This window comes from Paenibacillus sp. LS1 (assembly GCF_026013365.1).
GTDB lineage: Bacteria > Bacillota > Bacilli > Paenibacillales > Paenibacillaceae > Paenibacillus.
On record NZ_JAPDOE010000004.1, the window covers coordinates 199,699 to 215,723 of the forward strand.

12 protein-coding genes are annotated in these 16,025 nt (G+C 46.2%); 10 read left to right on the forward strand and 2 right to left on the reverse strand.

Annotation, left to right across the window (positions count from 1 at the left end; all coding sequences use genetic code 11):
* Positions 1-199 precede the first annotated feature (199 nt).
* A complete protein-coding gene (thpR, locus tag OM416_RS18080; RefSeq protein ID WP_264931773.1) occupies positions 200-802 on the forward strand; it encodes an RNA 2',3'-cyclic phosphodiesterase in 603 nt (200 codons plus the stop codon).
* Between the two features lie 130 nt (positions 803-932).
* Positions 933-1,790 (forward strand): cell wall hydrolase, encoded by an 858-nt coding sequence (locus OM416_RS18085; protein ID WP_264931775.1) that lies wholly within the window; start codon positions 933-935, stop codon positions 1,788-1,790.
* A gap of 275 nt (positions 1,791-2,065) precedes the next feature.
* Here the strand turns inward: OM416_RS18085 and OM416_RS18090 are convergent, their stop codons facing one another.
* Positions 2,066-3,280, reverse strand: coding sequence for an MGDG synthase family glycosyltransferase (locus tag OM416_RS18090; RefSeq protein ID WP_264931777.1), 1,215 nt, complete (start codon positions 3,278-3,280; stop codon positions 2,066-2,068).
* A 380-nt stretch (positions 3,281-3,660) separates the two neighbouring features.
* Here OM416_RS18090 and OM416_RS18095 point away from each other — a divergent pair, with 380 nt between their 5' ends.
* The 4 genes from OM416_RS18095 to OM416_RS18110 all read left to right on the forward strand — a co-directional run bounded on the left by OM416_RS18095 (position 3,661) and on the right by OM416_RS18110 (position 12,386).
* Positions 3,661-4,242, forward strand: coding sequence for a TetR/AcrR family transcriptional regulator (locus OM416_RS18095; protein ID WP_264931779.1), 582 nt, complete (start codon positions 3,661-3,663; stop codon positions 4,240-4,242).
* 206 nt (positions 4,243-4,448) lie between these two features.
* Positions 4,449-6,731 carry a YhgE/Pip family protein gene (locus OM416_RS18100; RefSeq protein WP_264931781.1) on the forward strand — a complete coding sequence of 761 codons (2,283 nt, stop codon included), beginning with the start codon at positions 4,449-4,451 and terminating at the stop codon, positions 6,729-6,731.
* A 672-nt stretch (positions 6,732-7,403) separates the two neighbouring features.
* Positions 7,404-12,002 (forward strand): glutamate synthase large subunit, encoded by a 4,599-nt coding sequence (gene gltB, locus OM416_RS18105; RefSeq protein ID WP_264931783.1) that lies wholly within the window; start codon positions 7,404-7,406, stop codon positions 12,000-12,002.
* A gap of 228 nt (positions 12,003-12,230) precedes the next feature.
* Positions 12,231-12,386: a hypothetical protein gene (locus OM416_RS18110; protein ID WP_167350832.1), complete on the forward strand. Its 156-nt coding sequence runs from the start codon at positions 12,231-12,233 to the stop codon at positions 12,384-12,386.
* A gap of 97 nt (positions 12,387-12,483) precedes the next feature.
* Here the strand turns inward: OM416_RS18110 and OM416_RS18115 are convergent, their stop codons facing one another.
* Positions 12,484-12,852 (reverse strand): helix-turn-helix domain-containing protein, encoded by a 369-nt coding sequence (locus OM416_RS18115; protein WP_169480192.1) that lies wholly within the window; start codon positions 12,850-12,852, stop codon positions 12,484-12,486.
* Positions 12,853-13,276: 424 nt separating this feature from the next.
* On the opposite strand from OM416_RS18115, the gene OM416_RS18120 reads away from it, so the two are divergent.
* The 4 genes from OM416_RS18120 to OM416_RS18135 all read left to right on the forward strand — a co-directional run bounded on the left by OM416_RS18120 (position 13,277) and on the right by OM416_RS18135 (position 15,996).
* Positions 13,277-13,636 carry a hypothetical protein gene (locus OM416_RS18120; RefSeq protein ID WP_264931787.1) on the forward strand — a complete coding sequence of 120 codons (360 nt, stop codon included), beginning with the start codon at positions 13,277-13,279 and terminating at the stop codon, positions 13,634-13,636.
* Between the two features lie 155 nt (positions 13,637-13,791).
* Positions 13,792-14,550 carry a tyrosine-protein phosphatase gene (locus OM416_RS18125; protein ID WP_264931789.1) on the forward strand — a complete coding sequence of 253 codons (759 nt, stop codon included), beginning with the start codon at positions 13,792-13,794 and terminating at the stop codon, positions 14,548-14,550.
* Between the two features lie 32 nt (positions 14,551-14,582).
* Positions 14,583-15,338 carry a YveK family protein gene (locus OM416_RS18130; RefSeq protein WP_211175593.1) on the forward strand — a complete coding sequence of 252 codons (756 nt, stop codon included), beginning with the start codon at positions 14,583-14,585 and terminating at the stop codon, positions 15,336-15,338.
* Positions 15,319-15,996: a CpsD/CapB family tyrosine-protein kinase gene (locus tag OM416_RS18135; protein WP_264931793.1), complete on the forward strand. Its 678-nt coding sequence runs from the start codon at positions 15,319-15,321 to the stop codon at positions 15,994-15,996. Before OM416_RS18130 ends, OM416_RS18135 begins: the two co-directional genes overlap by 20 nt.
* Positions 15,997-16,025 lie beyond the last annotated feature (29 nt).

Below are 16,025 nucleotides of genomic sequence, written 5' to 3' on the forward strand. Positions count from 1 at the left end.
GTCCTCCTGAGATATATAGTTTGATGAGTTTGATAATTGAAGTGTATCAGATTTGATGTTGGATGTGCATTACGGTGGAAAATGCAGGAATCTAGCCTTATTTGCAAAATCAGATCTTTGTGTCACTCTATACTTACCCAACTTGAAACAATATGTATAGTTATGAAATAATAGAGCGAACTTTAGAGAGGTGTATGCAATGAATAACCAATCATATCAGGATCATGCATCCCGGCGGGAAAGATTGTTTGTAGCGATTCGTCTTCCTGTAGCTGTTCAGCAGTCTCTTCAGATGGATGCGAGGCTTGTACAGAACAAGCTTGATTTTCGTAAATGGACAGATCATAGAGATTTTCATATAACCTTGCAATTTCTGGGGGACACCTTCGTTAGTGATATTGGACATCTGCGAAAAGCATTGCGCTCAGCAGTAGCCGGATTCCGGGCTTTCGAACTTCAGCTATCGGGCTGGGGCACATTTGGGCTTGAAGAAGCCCCTAAAGTGCTCTGGAAAGGTGTTAGCGGAGAGGTGAATCCATTGCTTTCGTTACAAAAAGAGATCGTGAAGGCTACTTCAACCCTTGGGTATGAAGCTGAATTAAGACCATTTGCTCCGCACATTACAATCGCCAGAAAGTTTCTGGGGCAGCTTCCAGGTAATGAGAATAAAGGGGTATCCGGAGTGCTTCCGGAACATTCCACAGGTGCTAATTCATGGATGGTGGAGGACGTTGTACTTTATGTGACAAGGCTTGGGCAATCGCCAATGTATGAGGTCGTGGATACGTTCTCTTTTTCCTGAAAATCATTTTTATGCCATAAAATCACATTGACATTACGTTTATCCCTATGTAATATTAGCCATCGTTATTCAAATTCTTTTTTTTGGGTTACTTAGATTAGGGAATTGTTTCGACAGGAGGAATCTTCGAATGAACATTATAAGCAAGAATCGTTGGGTAGCACCGATGTTATCAGTGCTGCTTGTATGTATAGTGGGGGTAAATGTCGTTCAGGCGACGGGGAAGTGGAATGAAGCTAGTGATAGTAAACAGATGACCGAACTTGCGGCTTCTGTGCAAAATAACCAATCATCTACGCAAGAAGAGAGGCGTATGATGGAAGATGGGACAAGTCTGTCCTCTAATCTGTCTGCCCAAACCTTAGCGTGGACTGAAACTCTGCCAGCGAAGAACTGGCTTACGACTACTCAAGAAGAGCAGGAATTGCAAGAAGCCAAGGCCAAGAACAAAGCTAGAGCTGTAGCTGCGGCCAAAGCCAAAAAAGAAGCTGCACTGAAATTGGCCAAAGTGGAACGTGCCAAAGCGGTAGCTGCTGTAACAACTCCCCCCCAAAAACTATACTTTACGCGGACCGAACTTTTGAACCAGGAAGACTCGAAACTTGCAACCTGGTCATACAGTGTGTCCGATAAAGAACTGCATCTGCTGCAAAAAATCGTCATGGCAGAAGCAGAAGGTGAACCGTACGAAGGCAAGGTGGCAGTTGCCAATGTTGTCTTAAACCGGCTGCGGTCAGCCAATTTTCCCGATACCATTTACAAGGTCATCCATCAGAAATCCCAGTTCAGTCCTGTAGCGAACGGACGTTTGAAACGTGTGGTTCCCAATGAGGACAGTATCAAAGCAGTCAATGCTGCGCTGAATGGGAAGAAGGAAGTTGCCGATGATACGTATTATTTCTTGTCATTGACGCTTGCCGACGATCTGACAGTTGCCCGCTCGAAGAAAAAAGTAAAAACGATCGGTCATCATACTTTTTACAAGTAATTGACCCGTAAATTCTGCAAACAGGCAGGGTAGTTAACTGTGTGTGCATCGCACAGACCTTGAAAAAGCCTGAATCGTAGTTTTATTTCGTTATTCTCAAATATCGTTATACTCTAAATTACCCTTTTTTCTGCCAAATCATACGGTGGATTTAGCGAAAATAAAAGAAGGTTCCCTTCCAAAATGACGGAAGGGAACCTTCTTTGTATATAAGGAGTATTTGTCTTGTCCCCTATAACACCTCGTGAGAGCTGTTCTATAGGTCCATAGAGGCATCAGAATGGCATTCTGGTACCTGACAAGGACGTGGCAGCAATTCCGGCTGTGAAGCGCTCCACGGGCGTTGTTGTGACTTCGGATGTTGTCGGGAATAATAAGTCATGGACAGCTTGTGCACAACACGTTGGATCATAGGCTGAACGATTGCCTGAATTAAGGGCTACGTTCAGCGGGCTTTCAGCTTGAGAGGATGCCTGCTCGCATAATTGTCTAAAACGATTGGTGATTACGTCGGCAGAGTGAATGACCTGACCGTATCCGGCTTGTACAAAGTATTCACAGTTCTCTTCCTCTTGACCTGCCAGCGGAGGGATGAACAGCATCGGTAGACCCTTGGCTAGCGCTTCAGTGCATGTCATGCCACCTGGCTTCGTGATCAGCACATCGGATACATCCATCAGTTTGCTTACTTCCCGTGTATATCCCAGGATGCGAATATTAGGGTGCTGGAAGCAAGGCATTTCCTTCATTTTCGCGATCATTTTCTCGTTGCTTCCAAGACAGAAGACCATTTGCACACGATCTGCCCAGGACGTGAGAGCTTTCATATGATCCTCATCAAAAGAAAGTCCCCAGCCTCCACCCATGAGAAGCGCGGTAGGCATGTTCTGAAGCCCCAACTCTTCTCGCAGCTTCACCTTGTCGCCTGCTTCCCAGAAGTCCGGATGCACAGGAATTCCTGTGATCTGAATGTGAGAGGGATCGACACCCCGGATCTCAAGCAATGCTTTGACCTGAGGGGTAGAGACCAGATATTTGTTCACTTCCGGATTAATCCATGTTCCATGCACATCATAATCCGTCACGACGGTATAGAGTGGAATATTCAGACCCTGGCGCTTGAGCCGAGAGATCACTGCATTTGGAAAAGGATGGGTACAGATCACCGCATCCGGTTTCAGCTGTGATACAACCTGCGCCGTCTGTGTATAGAAAATTCGGTGTAACGCCAGTTTGGTAAAGCCGTTTAATGATTTGTTGTACTGGGTGCGGTACAACAGGCTGACCAGTTTGGGTTGAACCGACAATGTCTTTCGATATGCAGAAAAGATTAGCGGAGCCACCGTTGGGTTTAAAAATTTGCCTAGTTCAATGACACGACTGTGAACATGTGGACTGACTTTTTTGATGCCATGTGCCAGCGCATGAGCGGCCTGAGTGTGACCGGTACCGAATCCTTCCGATAATAAGAGCACTCTTGGTTTTCGCATGAGTTCACCTTTATTCATAAGTTTAAATTCAAGATTAAAATATTCATCGTTTATTCTAGCTATGGATTGCGTTACTACATGAATATACATTGAAACGCAAAATCATGTTTCTTCTATGAATATTTACACTATATATCTTACTCTGAGACAGCCTAACTTCATTTATGTGCGTATTGTTTGAGTCATCTTACACTATAGACGACGACAGAAGGAGTTTCCACTGCATTTAGGTTAAAAAATATTAACACAATTTTTTAAATGTTAGGGTTGCAATCTGTTTTCGAAGGTGGTATTGTAGTTTTTGACCGAATGACTGAATTGTATTTTTGGTCATTTATATGGAACGTTTGAACAATGAATCAGAATGAAGGAGGGATTAGATGGCTCCGATTGACAGGAGACAGCAGGTGATACATGCAGCAGCCCAGTCGTTTGCCATGTTTGGATACAAAGCAACGACGATGGATCAGGTTGCCAAGATTGCGAATGTTGGCAAAGGAACGATCTATACGTTTTTCACGAATAAGGAACAATTGTTTGATCAGATCCTGGTAGAAGTGATTCAGGAAATGAAGAACATTGCACATCGTGAAGTACATCAGGAAAGTGCATTTTTCGATAATCTGTTTCGTGTACTGGATGCATTGTTGGAGTTTCGTCGTGATCACGATCTGCTTGTTAAGCTATCTCAGGAACTGAAGGACTTTGGTACACTGCAGGCCAAGGAAGGTTTGGACAAAGTGGAGAAAGTGATCTCCGATTTTTTGGCTCGGGAGCTTGTGAAAGCGAAAGAAAATGGAGAGATTCGGGATTGTGACCCACAAGTTGTCGCTTTTATGATGATTCGCCTGTACATTGCGCTCACCTCAGACTGGAGCAAACAACATCAACCGCTGAGCAAAGAGGAAATTAAGACTTACTTTCGCCTTTTCTTAATGGAAGGAATTGCTGCTGTAACGTAATCCGAATTTAATCTACTATAATATAAGGGTTTTTACGCGTATCAAGCAGTGAGACTTGTCGGAAGACAGGTTGTTTTTTTGCTCTAAAGTGACCGTTTGGGGAAAGTGGTCATTGCGTGTTTCAGTATATTTTCTGGAATGCGACATTGTATTTCATTATGGTTATTCCTGCTCACAGAGCAGAGAGATTAAGGGGAGAAAATGACATGAAATCTTTATCCGTGTTTTTCAAGGATGTGGGATCGGCCGTGAGAAACCCGAAGGTGTTGATCCCTGTTATTGCGATTATGTTTATACCGATCCTGTATAGTGGCATCTATCTGGCGGCCTATTGGGACCCGTATGGTCATGTAGATGAGATGCCGGTTGCCGTTGTCAATCTGGATAAAGGCGCTGAGTTGGAGGGCAAATCCCTCCATGTGGGTAGTGATCTGGTAGATGAGCTGAAGAAAAATGCAGATTTCAAATGGGATTTTGTCAGTGCCAGTCAAGCCAAAGAAGGCATGAGTAATGACAAATATTATATGCAAATTACAATTCCGGAGAACTTCTCATCTCAGGCAACAACGTTGCTCAATGACAAGCCCGAGCCGGCTGATCTGATCTATGAACCCAATGGCAATTACAGCTTTGTCGGTGCACAGATCGGTAAGACTGCTATTAAGGATCTGAAAGCGAAGGTCTCGGCCAAAGTTACGGAATCCTATGCAGAGACATTACTCGATAAGTTCTCCGAGGTATCCGATGGTTTAGCGGAGGCGGGCGACGGAGCAGGGGAACTGAATACGGGAGCAGGTAAACTGGATGATGGTGCCGTGAAGCTCAAGGATAACTTGGCGAAGCTCGCTTCGGGCACGCTTGAACTTCAGGAAGGACTTTCTCCATTAAGTGATGGTGTTAACGCGCTACACACAGGGGCGACCAAGCTTGAAAGTGGAACATCGAATCTTGTCTCCGGTCTGCAACAGCTTCAGGCAGCAGCATCAAGTCAGCTTCAGAGCGGAGCCGATCAGTTGAAGGATGGCAGCGCCAAGTTGGAAACTGGACTCCAGTCTTCACTGGATGGCACAAACAAGTTGCAGGCTGGCTTGCAATCGTCCGAACAGGGCAGTGCGAAGCTGTCTGATGGTCTGCAAACAGCCGTTCAGGGCAGCGGTACACTGGCAACAGGCCTGCAATCGGCTGTAGATGGCAGCTCCAAGGTTGCTGATGGCGCACAGGGTGTAGCCGCCGGATTGAAACAGCTTGCTGCATCGAATCCAGAACTGGCTGAAAATGCGGATGTACAGAAACTGCTTGCAGCAAGTGAAGCTGTTGCTGATGGCAGTGCACAATTGCATGAGAGCGAGCAGAAGCTGGCACAGGGTGCAGATCAGTTGCATCAGGGTAACCAGCAGCTGGCTGTGGGTGCAGCCGAGCTTCATGGAGGTCAGGAGCAACTTCTGGCTGGTGCGAACCAGCTGGTGGATGGTCAAAAACAATTGCTGGCTGGTGCCGGACAGCTTAGTCAAGGAGGAGCGAAACTCTCCGATGGTCTGAAGCAATTCAGTGGCAAACTGGGCGATGCTGCAAGTGGCGGTACATTGCTTGCAGATGGTGCCAAGCAGCTGGGTACAGGTACGACAGCTTTGCAAACGGGTGTAGGTAAACTCAGTGGTGGCGTTAGTTCACTAACGGATGGTTCCAAGCAACTGGGTGATGGCGCAGGCAAACTGGCTGACGGTCTTACTGAGTTAAAAGATGGCTCAAGTGAACTGGCAACCAAGTTGAATGATGCCGCACAGAAAACATCCGAAGTTAAGAAAACGGATGATGTGGTGAACATGTTCGCTGAACCTGTGAACTCTTCGGAGAACACAGCCGAGAACGTGAGCAATTATGGTACAGGATTGACACCGTTCTTCCTGTCCATCGGTCTGTTCGTGGGATCGCTGATTTCGACGATTGTATTGAAAATGCGGGAAACGTCCGTACCTGGTGCAACAGGCTGGAATCGTTTTGTTAGCCGGACACTGGTATTTGGCTCCGTGAGCATTTTCCAATCGGTTATCGTGGCAAGCTTCATGTTATACGGTCTTGGACTGGAGACACACAGCGTAGGGCTGTTCTATCTGTTCACCATTATTACGGGGCTGACCTTCATGTTTATCGTTCAGGCACTTGTAACTTGGCTGGATCTGCCTGGACGTTATGTTGTCATTCTGCTGCTAGTCTTCCAGCTTGCGGCTAGCGCAGGTACTTTCCCTGTAGAACTGATTCCATCATGGCTTCAGGCATTTAGCCCTTGGTTGCCAATGACGCATAGCATTATGGGCTTCAAGGCTGTTGTATCAAGTGGCAATCTGGATGTGATGTGGCATCAGGCAGGAATTCTTAGTATCTATGCGGGTGTATCGATCGTGTTGACGCTGGCCTACTTCCTGTGGAATGGCAGACGTCCGAAAAAAGAAGTCGAACAGGCTGATTCTGGTCAAGTTGTGACAGCATAAGTCCAACCTGATCTTTAGCAGGGAGATATTCTTGAAAAAAAACTTTATTTTCATGTAGCGAAATTATGCAATATAGTAGTCAAATAGTGCAAATAGCCTGTGACCCTAAAAAGGGGTTACAGGCTATTTTGTATACAAATGCATAGAGAAGCAAAGATTCGCTGGATCAAGCGGTGACAATTTGGTGGAATTATGCTTAAACGCAGGCCACATATGGAACGATTTTCTTCTGTCAGCAATTTAATTCAGTTGTACTCTGGCATAAAAAGTGTATAATTATTCGAAAAAGAGATGAATTTAAACGTCACTACAGTAAAGCTGTACTGCAAAACATTTCTTATCAGAGGTATTAAAAAGTTTAAATTGCGCTGATGTTAGGTCGGTGTTAAAATAATAGAACTATATCAAAAAACGTCGCTCCTTATCAGTAGCCGTGCCAGCGGCTGCGTGTTGATTTATACATGCTGTTCGCCGGATCGTCCGGATCAGCTCATCTCATTTAATGGCTTCTGCCCAATAGCAGGCACATACTTTTGACAGTCTCATGCTGTCGCCTCTTCTATCTAGCAGGCTCTATCGCAAGCGAAAGGCCAGCTCCTCCCGTTTCATTGTTGCCTGTTGCCTATGTTCTTGATCTTTCCGAAATACTTCATTATAGAAAGGTTGCGTTCCATGAGACACATCGGATTACCTCCAAAGCAGGGTCTGTATGACCCGCAGTTCGAAAAAGACGCATGCGGAATGGGTTTTGTTGCCAACATCAAAGGAGTACCTTCACACGATATCGTTAGTCAGGCACTGACTATGCTTAGTAACATGGAGCACCGTGGAGGACAGGGAAGTGAACCGAATTCCGGTGACGGAGCAGGTATCCTGATTCAGATTCCACATCGCTTTTTTGCAGAGGAAGCGAAACGCCTCGGTTTTGCATTGCCTGAACAGGGATTCTATGGCGTAGGGATGTTGTTCCTTTCCCAGGACCCTGCCATTCGCAGTGCGCATGAAGAGAGCCTTAAGAAGATTATTGAAGAAGAAGGACAGACGTTCCTGGGTTTCCGGGATGTTCCTACTTTTGATGAAATGCTTGGCCGTTCTGCACTTGCAGCGAAACCTTATGTACGTCAGGTGTTCATTGGAAGATCCGCAGATGTGAAGGATGAGCTTGGATTCGAGCGTAAGTTGTATGTTATTCGCAGACGCGCTGAGCTGGCTATTCGTTATTCGGCAGATGAAGCAGAAGGTGGTTCATTCTATCTTCCGAGCATGTCTTGTCGCAAAATTGTATATAAAGGCATGCTCACAACTGAGCAAGTTGGCGGGTTCTATCTGGATCTGCAGGAAGAACTCGTGGAATCGGCTATTGGACTTGTGCATTCCCGTTTCAGTACCAACACTTTCCCAAGCTGGGAACGTGCCCACCCGTATCGTTTCATGATCCACAACGGTGAGATCAATACGATGCGTGGTAACGTGAACTGGATGCATGCACGGCAATCCTTGTTCGAGAGCGAGTTGTTCGGTAACGACATCGCAAAAGTAAAACCGGTTATCAATCCGGACGGTTCAGATACAGCCATGTTCGATAACACGCTGGAGTTCCTGTATTTGAGTGGCCGTTCCCTGCCACACGTAGCCATGATGATGGTTCCTGAACCTTGGAGCACAGATGAGGGCATGGACCCTGCCAAAAAGGCATTTTATGAGTATCACAGCACAATGATGGAGCCTTGGGATGGACCAGCAGCAATGGCCTTTACAGATGGTTTGCAAATTGGTGCAACGCTTGACCGTAATGGCTTGCGTCCAGCTCGTTATTATGTAACCAAGGATGACCGTATTATCCTGTCCTCTGAAGTTGGGGTATTGGATATCGCACCGGAAGAGATCCTGTACAAAGACCGTCTGCGTCCAGGTCGGATGTTGCTCGTGGATACACAACAAGGCCGCATCATTGCGGATGAGGAAGTAAAAGCAATCATTGCAGCTGAGAATCCGTATCAGGATTGGCTTGATGAGCATTTGATGGATTTGAGCGAGTTGCCGGAAGCACCTGAACTTCCTGATCCAAAACATGATAACGTGACCCAGCTTCAGCTGGCATATGGTTATACATTTGAAGAGCTTCGTAAAATTTTGGAGCCGATGGCAACAACAGGTATGGAAGCTACCGGTTCGATGGGTTATGATGCACCGCTGGCTGTGCTGTCGGATCGTCCACAGCGTCTGTACAACTACTTTAAACAGATGTTCGCCCAGGTAACCAATCCGCCAATCGATGCAATCCGTGAAGAGATTGTAACGTCTACGGCAACAACGATTGGTCCTGAGCGTAACTTGCTCAACCCTGAACCGGAGAGCTGTCGCCAGATTCGTCTGGATACACCGGTATTATCCAATGAAGACTTTGCGAAGATTCGCCATGTGCGTCGCCCAGGCTTCCGCTCCATGACGATTCCAATCTTCTTCACCGCGGCGGAAGGAGCAGAAGGACTTCGCAAAGCGATGGAACTTCTCTTCGAAGCTGCAGACCGTGTCATCGACAAAGGTCATAACATTCTGATCCTGTCTGACCGTGGAGTGGATGCCGAGAATGCTGCCATTCCTGCATTGCTTGCTGTAGCAGGTCTGCATCACCATCTGATTCGTCAGGGAACCAGAACAAAAGTCAGCATTATGCTGGAATCTGCAGAGCCACGTGATATTCACCACTACGCGTTGCTGCTCGGTTACGGTGTAAGTGCGGTGAATCCTTATCTGGCCTTTGAAACGCTGGATGACATGATTCAGCAAGGATTGCTGCGTGGTATCTCGCATGAGAAAGCAGTGAAAAACTACATTAAAGCAGCTACCAAAGGCGTTACTAAAGTGTTGTCCAAAATGGGGATCTCTACGATTCAATCGTATCGTGGAGCTCAAATCTTCGAAGCGGTAGGTCTGAAATCAGACTTCGTTGACCGTTACTTTACCTGGACACCTTCCCGTATCGGTGGAATTGGCTTGGAAGAAGTGGCAGCCGAAGCGTTGACACATCATAACCGTGCCTTTACGGAAAAAGACGGTAACGATAAAGTATTGGATTCCGGTGGGGATTATCAATGGCGTAACGACGGAGAAGAGCATCTGTTCAATCCGCAAACCATTCATACCCTGCAACACGCAGTACGCACTGGGGATTACAAGCTGTATAAAAAATATTCCAAGCTCGTGCAAGGTGAGAATGATCAACTGTTGACGATTCGCTCCATGCTGAAGCTGAAACCGGTTGGAGCTTCCATTCCACTTGAAGAAGTTGAATCTGTAGAAGATATCATGCGTCGTTTCAAAACGGGTGCGATGTCCTTCGGTTCGATCAGTAAAGAAGCGCATGAAGATCTTGCCATCGCTATGAACCGTGTTGGTGGTAAATCGAATACGGGTGAAGGCGGAGAAGATCCGGCTCGCTTCATTAAAGATAGCAACGGGGATTCCCGTCGCAGTGCGATCAAACAGGTCGCATCTGGACGTTTCGGTGTAACATCCAACTATTTGGTTAATGCCGACGAAATTCAGATCAAAATGGCACAGGGAGCAAAACCGGGTGAAGGCGGACAGCTGCCAGGACGTAAAGTGTATCCTTGGGTTGCTGAAGTTCGTGGATCAACACCGGGCGTAGGTCTGATCTCACCACCACCGCATCACGATATTTACTCGATTGAGGATCTGGCGGAGCTGATCTATGACTTGAAAAATGCCAATCCGCGTGCTGAGATCAACGTGAAGCTCGTATCGGAAGTGGGCGTGGGTACCATCGCAGCTGGTGTAGCCAAAGGCCGTGCCGATATTATCCTCGTCAGCGGTTATGACGGTGGTACAGGTGCATCACCGCAAGGTTCGATTCGCCATGCAGGTATGCCTTGGGAGCTGGGTCTTGCAGAGACACATCAAACGTTGATGCTGAACAATCTGCGTGACCGTGTCGTCCTCGAAACAGACGGCAAAATGTTGAACGGACGTGACCTTGCCATTGCAGCCTTGCTTGGAGCCGAAGAGTATGGTTTCTCTACAGCACCACTCGTTGCACTTGGCTGTATCATGATGCGTGTCTGTCAAATGGATACCTGCCCGGTTGGTGTAGCGACACAGAATCCAGAGTTGCGTAAAAATTATATGGGTGATCCAGCTCATGTGGTTAACTTCATGCGATTTGTTGCAGAAGATATGCGTGAGATCATGGCTGATCTAGGTTTCCGTACCATTCAGGAAATGGTTGGACGTACAGATTGCCTCGAAACGGTAGAAGCCGTAGATCACTGGAAGAAAAAAGGTGTGGATCTGTCTGTATTGCTGCACGTGCCTGAAATGCCGGAAGGCTCTACACGTTACCGCACACAGCATCAGAACCACCAACTGGAAGAAACGCTGGATATGCAGGAATTGCTGCCACTTGCACAGTCTGCAATTGAATCCGGTCAACCGGTTGAAGCGGTACTTCCAATTACGAACGTTAACCGTGCAGTAGGTACCATTTTGGGTAGTGAGATCACACGCAAATATGGACTCGCAGGATTGCCTGAAGATACGGTTAAATTCAAATTTGTCGGTTCTGCCGGACAAAGCTTTGGGGCCTTTGTACCTAAAGGTATGACCTTGACCGTTGAAGGGGACTCCAATGACTACGTGGGTAAAGGACTGTCCGGTGGTAAACTGATCGTGATGCCTTCTCCGAAAGCAACATTCGAGGCGGAAGACAACATCATCATCGGTAACACGGCTCTCTACGGCGCAACAAGTGGTGAAGCGTATATCCGTGGTATTGCGGGTGAGCGATTTGCTGTACGTAACTCGGGCGCCAAAGTCGTCGTTGAAGGTGTCGGCGACCATGGTTGTGAGTATATGACGGGTGGACGTGTCGTTGTACTCGGCGATACAGGTCGTAACTTTGCAGCAGGGATGTCCGGAGGTATTGCCTATGTGTATGATCCGGAAGGCACATTCCTGAAACGTTGTAATCTGGAAATGGTTCTTTTGGAGCGCATCGAAGATGTGGCTGAAAGTGCAGATCTTCGAGGCATGATTCAACGTCACGTTGCCAACACAGGAAGTGCTGCCGGTCAGCGCATTCTGGATAACTGGCAAGATGCGGTGAATCAGTTCGTTCGGGTTATTCCGAAGGACTTCAAACGCATGACCGAGCAGATTGAACGGATTCAGGCGACAGGTTTGACTGGAGAAGCAGCATTGCTCGCAGCGTTTGAAGCGAATATGCGTGAACTTGCACGTGCTGGAGGCTAATACCTTTCTTGTTCAAGTGTAAGTGCATCAACAGGTTGTATTAAGAATAATAGGAGCTATAGGGTTGCCATTCCGGCACCATATAGCTCCTATTTGGCTTTCGACAAAATTAGAACCCGTTCAAAAAACGTTATCGCCATGAGACGACAACATTGAGGAACTTTCTCAAGTATAATAAGGCTAGTTTTGGAGTGCAGGGAAAGTATAAAGATAAGAGAGGTTAGCGGAATGAATATGAAGCATCCAAACAGGGGCGATCGTAAGCCGACAGGTAAACAAGTCGAAGCAACCCAGATGGACATCATGAAAGTTTTACTGCAATGCGGAATCGACCCGGAGCGTTGGAACCAATTCGTATCCTCCGTCAACAACAAGCGTCCTTGACACAATAGACAACCATGGAATGGAGGGAATTCAAGACACAAAAAAAGCCCAGCAGCCAGAGATAACATCTCTCGGAAACTGGGTCCTCTTTTCGGGTTTAGTCCATACTGCGTTCCATTCGGACAAAAGCAATAAAACGACGTGCCTCTTCTTCCGTTAAGGACTTACCATCAATCATCAGATCGAAGCGCTCCAGCACTTCCTTGTCCGATAACTCCAGGGTGTCAACGAATTCACGTACGTCTTCATCCATCTCGACATCACTTTGCTTCGTACGTCCAATGAGATAATCAATGGACACGTCAAAGATGTCGGCAAGTCTCGTTAACACTTCGAAATCCGGTTTACGTCGGTTCTTCTCGTAGTGGGAGAGAGCAGCTCTTGTAATATGAATGGAGCTCGCAAGTTCTTCTTGAGTAAGTCCCCGCTGTTCCCTTAATTCAGCAATGCGATTTCCGTAGCTCATAAGCTATTTCCCCCTGAACGACATCAAATATATATTGAAACAATCCTGAGCCAAGTTTTTGATCAGGGCAGCTTTCCTGCAAAAGAGTATCTCCTCATGCTTTTCCTTATAACCCATTTCCATTTGTAAATAGGTCTGTCTAAGGACATCTCAAATTGTCGTAAATCAAAAGAACCATGTCCAAATACCGCTTGACATGATACGTATTGTATCGTAAATTGGACGTATGGAGTTACAAAATGTATCATTTGGAATATTTTAAGTATCTCCTTGTTGCCTCCACCATATACCTGTGAGAAGGAAGTAGAGGCAGTCCATGTAGGCTAATCCATTCTAAAGGAATGAAACCATGAATTCAATAATTCAGGAATGGGCTGATATGAAATTAAATGTCCATATGTACATTCAGGAGTTTCATGGGAAAATGGTAGACCGCAAAAGACGCCCCGTTCTGTTACTTGGAATGGACACGCAAGCGATTACCTTCCTGAGCGACTTGAACTTGCCAGTATCATCAGAAATGCTCATTGGTTTGGATGTTGAAGATCACCATGTATGTGTAAGACTTCACGCAAGGTTGCAATGGAAACAGCCCTTCGGAGAGCTCACAATGTATCATTCAAACTTGCATATTCAGCACGAACAGAAACTATATATAACTGGACAGTTAAACGCAATGATTACTGAAGTTCAGTTTCCGACGGTTTCCCGTTTTCAGTATGAAAAGGCGACAGAGCAAAGGGCTCTGCAAAAACCCTATCATTACATTAATTTCACCGTATAATTCCAAGTCGAATCTTAACATTTTCTGAATAAAACATGTACTTAACGCCATTTTACTATATTTCATAGCGTTATGCATTAGTTCTTTAACACCAAAAGCATTTGCGCAATGAATAAAGGGGCGAGGGGGATCATACTATTTCAGGAAGTTTGGATATGGTTGAAATGCACTGCCACATATTATCCGGTCTGGATGATGGTCCTGTTCGAATGGAGCAGTCCGTTGCGATGGCTGAGAAGGCGGCAGCCTCAGGAATTACCTCCATTATTGCTACTCCGCATCACCTGAACGGGCAATACAACAATGAACCGATGGTGGTCAATCAGGCCGTGAACCTGCTTCACGCAGAACTTCGCAAACGTAATATTCGCCTGGAGATCCGTCCCGGACAGGAGATCAGGGTGCATGACAACCTGATTGGAGACTTATATGCAGGGAAGTGCTGCACACTCGCCGGAAGTCGTTACATGTTGCTGGAACTGCCCTTTGGTCATATTCCCTCACAGTTCCCCAGGATACTGCATGAATTACGAATAGCGGGAATTACCCCTATTATTGCTCATCCGGAACGCAATCGTGTCATTTTGAAGAAGCCAAAGCTGTTGGCTGATTATTTGAGTCAAGGTGGGTTATGTCAGCTCACGGCTCAATCTTTCACAGGGCTTTTCGGTCGAAAAGTTCGGCAGTGGTGTTTTCATTTTTGCAAAGAAAACGGGTTTCATTTCATTTCATCAGATGCACATGATACGTGCAAAAGGACGTTTGCCATAAGTGAAGGAGAGCGGATCATCGAGCGTCGATTCGGTCCTGAAGCCGTCAAAAAGCTGGCAGAGAATGCATCCCACATTCTATCGAATTCGAGCCTGGTCACAGAACGCTGGAAACCTCGCAAATGGCTGCTGTCCATCTGGTAGTTACATAGGTTTGATCACAACATATAGGAGGAATGAAAGTGGAACTTAAAGGATATTTTCGACTCTTACAAAAGAAACTGTGGCTGATTGTTGCAATAGCGTTAATAGCCGGTGTGGGTGCAGGGGTCAAAAGCATTTTCTTCACTCAGCCCATCTATGAGGCAAGTTCCAAACTGATCGTGAACCAGACCTCTACCGTTCAAGGTCAGGCGATGATGGATTTCAGCATGATTCAAACCAATATCAAACTCATTAACTCTTACAGAGAAATTATTAAATCTTCCGCCATTATGGATAAAGTCGCTACTACGTATCCAGACTTGGGCTTAACCTCTGCACAGCTCATGAATAGCACCTCCGTCTCTACAGCCAGCGAATCCCAAGTGATGAGCATAACTGTACAAGGGACTACCTACGAAAAAGCCGCAAAAACGGTCAATGCCATCTCCAACGTGTTCCAATCTCAAATCCCCCTGATCATGAAAATCGATAATGTGGCTATCCTCAGTGAAGCAAAAGTGGATAGCAACGTACCTCCAATCAATATGAAAACTACATTAAGCATTATTGTCAGCCTGTTCGCAGGTCTTGTGCTTGCGATTGCACTCGTATTTCTGCTGGACTATCTGGACGATACATTCAAATCCGAAACTGAACTGGAAAAAGAGCTGGGGCTGCCTGTGCTTACCGTGATATCCAAAATGAAAAAAGATGATCTGAAAAATACGAAAAATTACGTATCTCAACAGAAAGTGGGGGATGGCAAATATGTCGCGGCTAACCAATGAAAATAACAGTCTGGTGACCTATTTTAACTCCAAATCTCAAATCTCGGAGGGATACCGTAAATTACGGACCAACATCCAGTTTTCTTCGATCGACAGTCATATCAAAAAAATCATGGTGGCTTCGGCCGAAGCCGGCGAAGGAAAGACTACAACCATTAGCAATCTGGCGGTGACCTATGCTCAGGAAGGCAAGAAAGTTCTACTAATTGATGCGGATCTGCGTAATCCTTCTTTGCACCAAGTGTTTTCCGTACCCAATCATGTCGGTCTCAGCAGCGTGCTGTCCAATCAGTACAGTGTGGAAGAGGTGCTCAGAGAAAGCTATATCGACAATCTCCAGCTATTTACGTCAGGCCCAATTCCGCCGAACCCATCCGAGATGATCGGTTCCAACCGGATGAAAAAGCTGATTGAGAAATTAGAGGATCAATATGATGTCATCATGTTTGATACGCCGCCGGTGCTGGCGGTAACGGATGCACTCATTGTGAGCTCGCTGTGTGATGGTGTGCTGCTGGTCGTGAACTCAGGCAAGGTCAAGAAGGAATTGGTGAAGAAGACCAAGGCTGCTTTGGAACATGTGAACGCACGGATTCTGGGCGCAATCTTGAACAATATCAAAAACGCTGCAGTTCCGGTGGGCTACGGAGAGAAGTAAAACTTCCATCTGATGTCCCCGAAGAAACA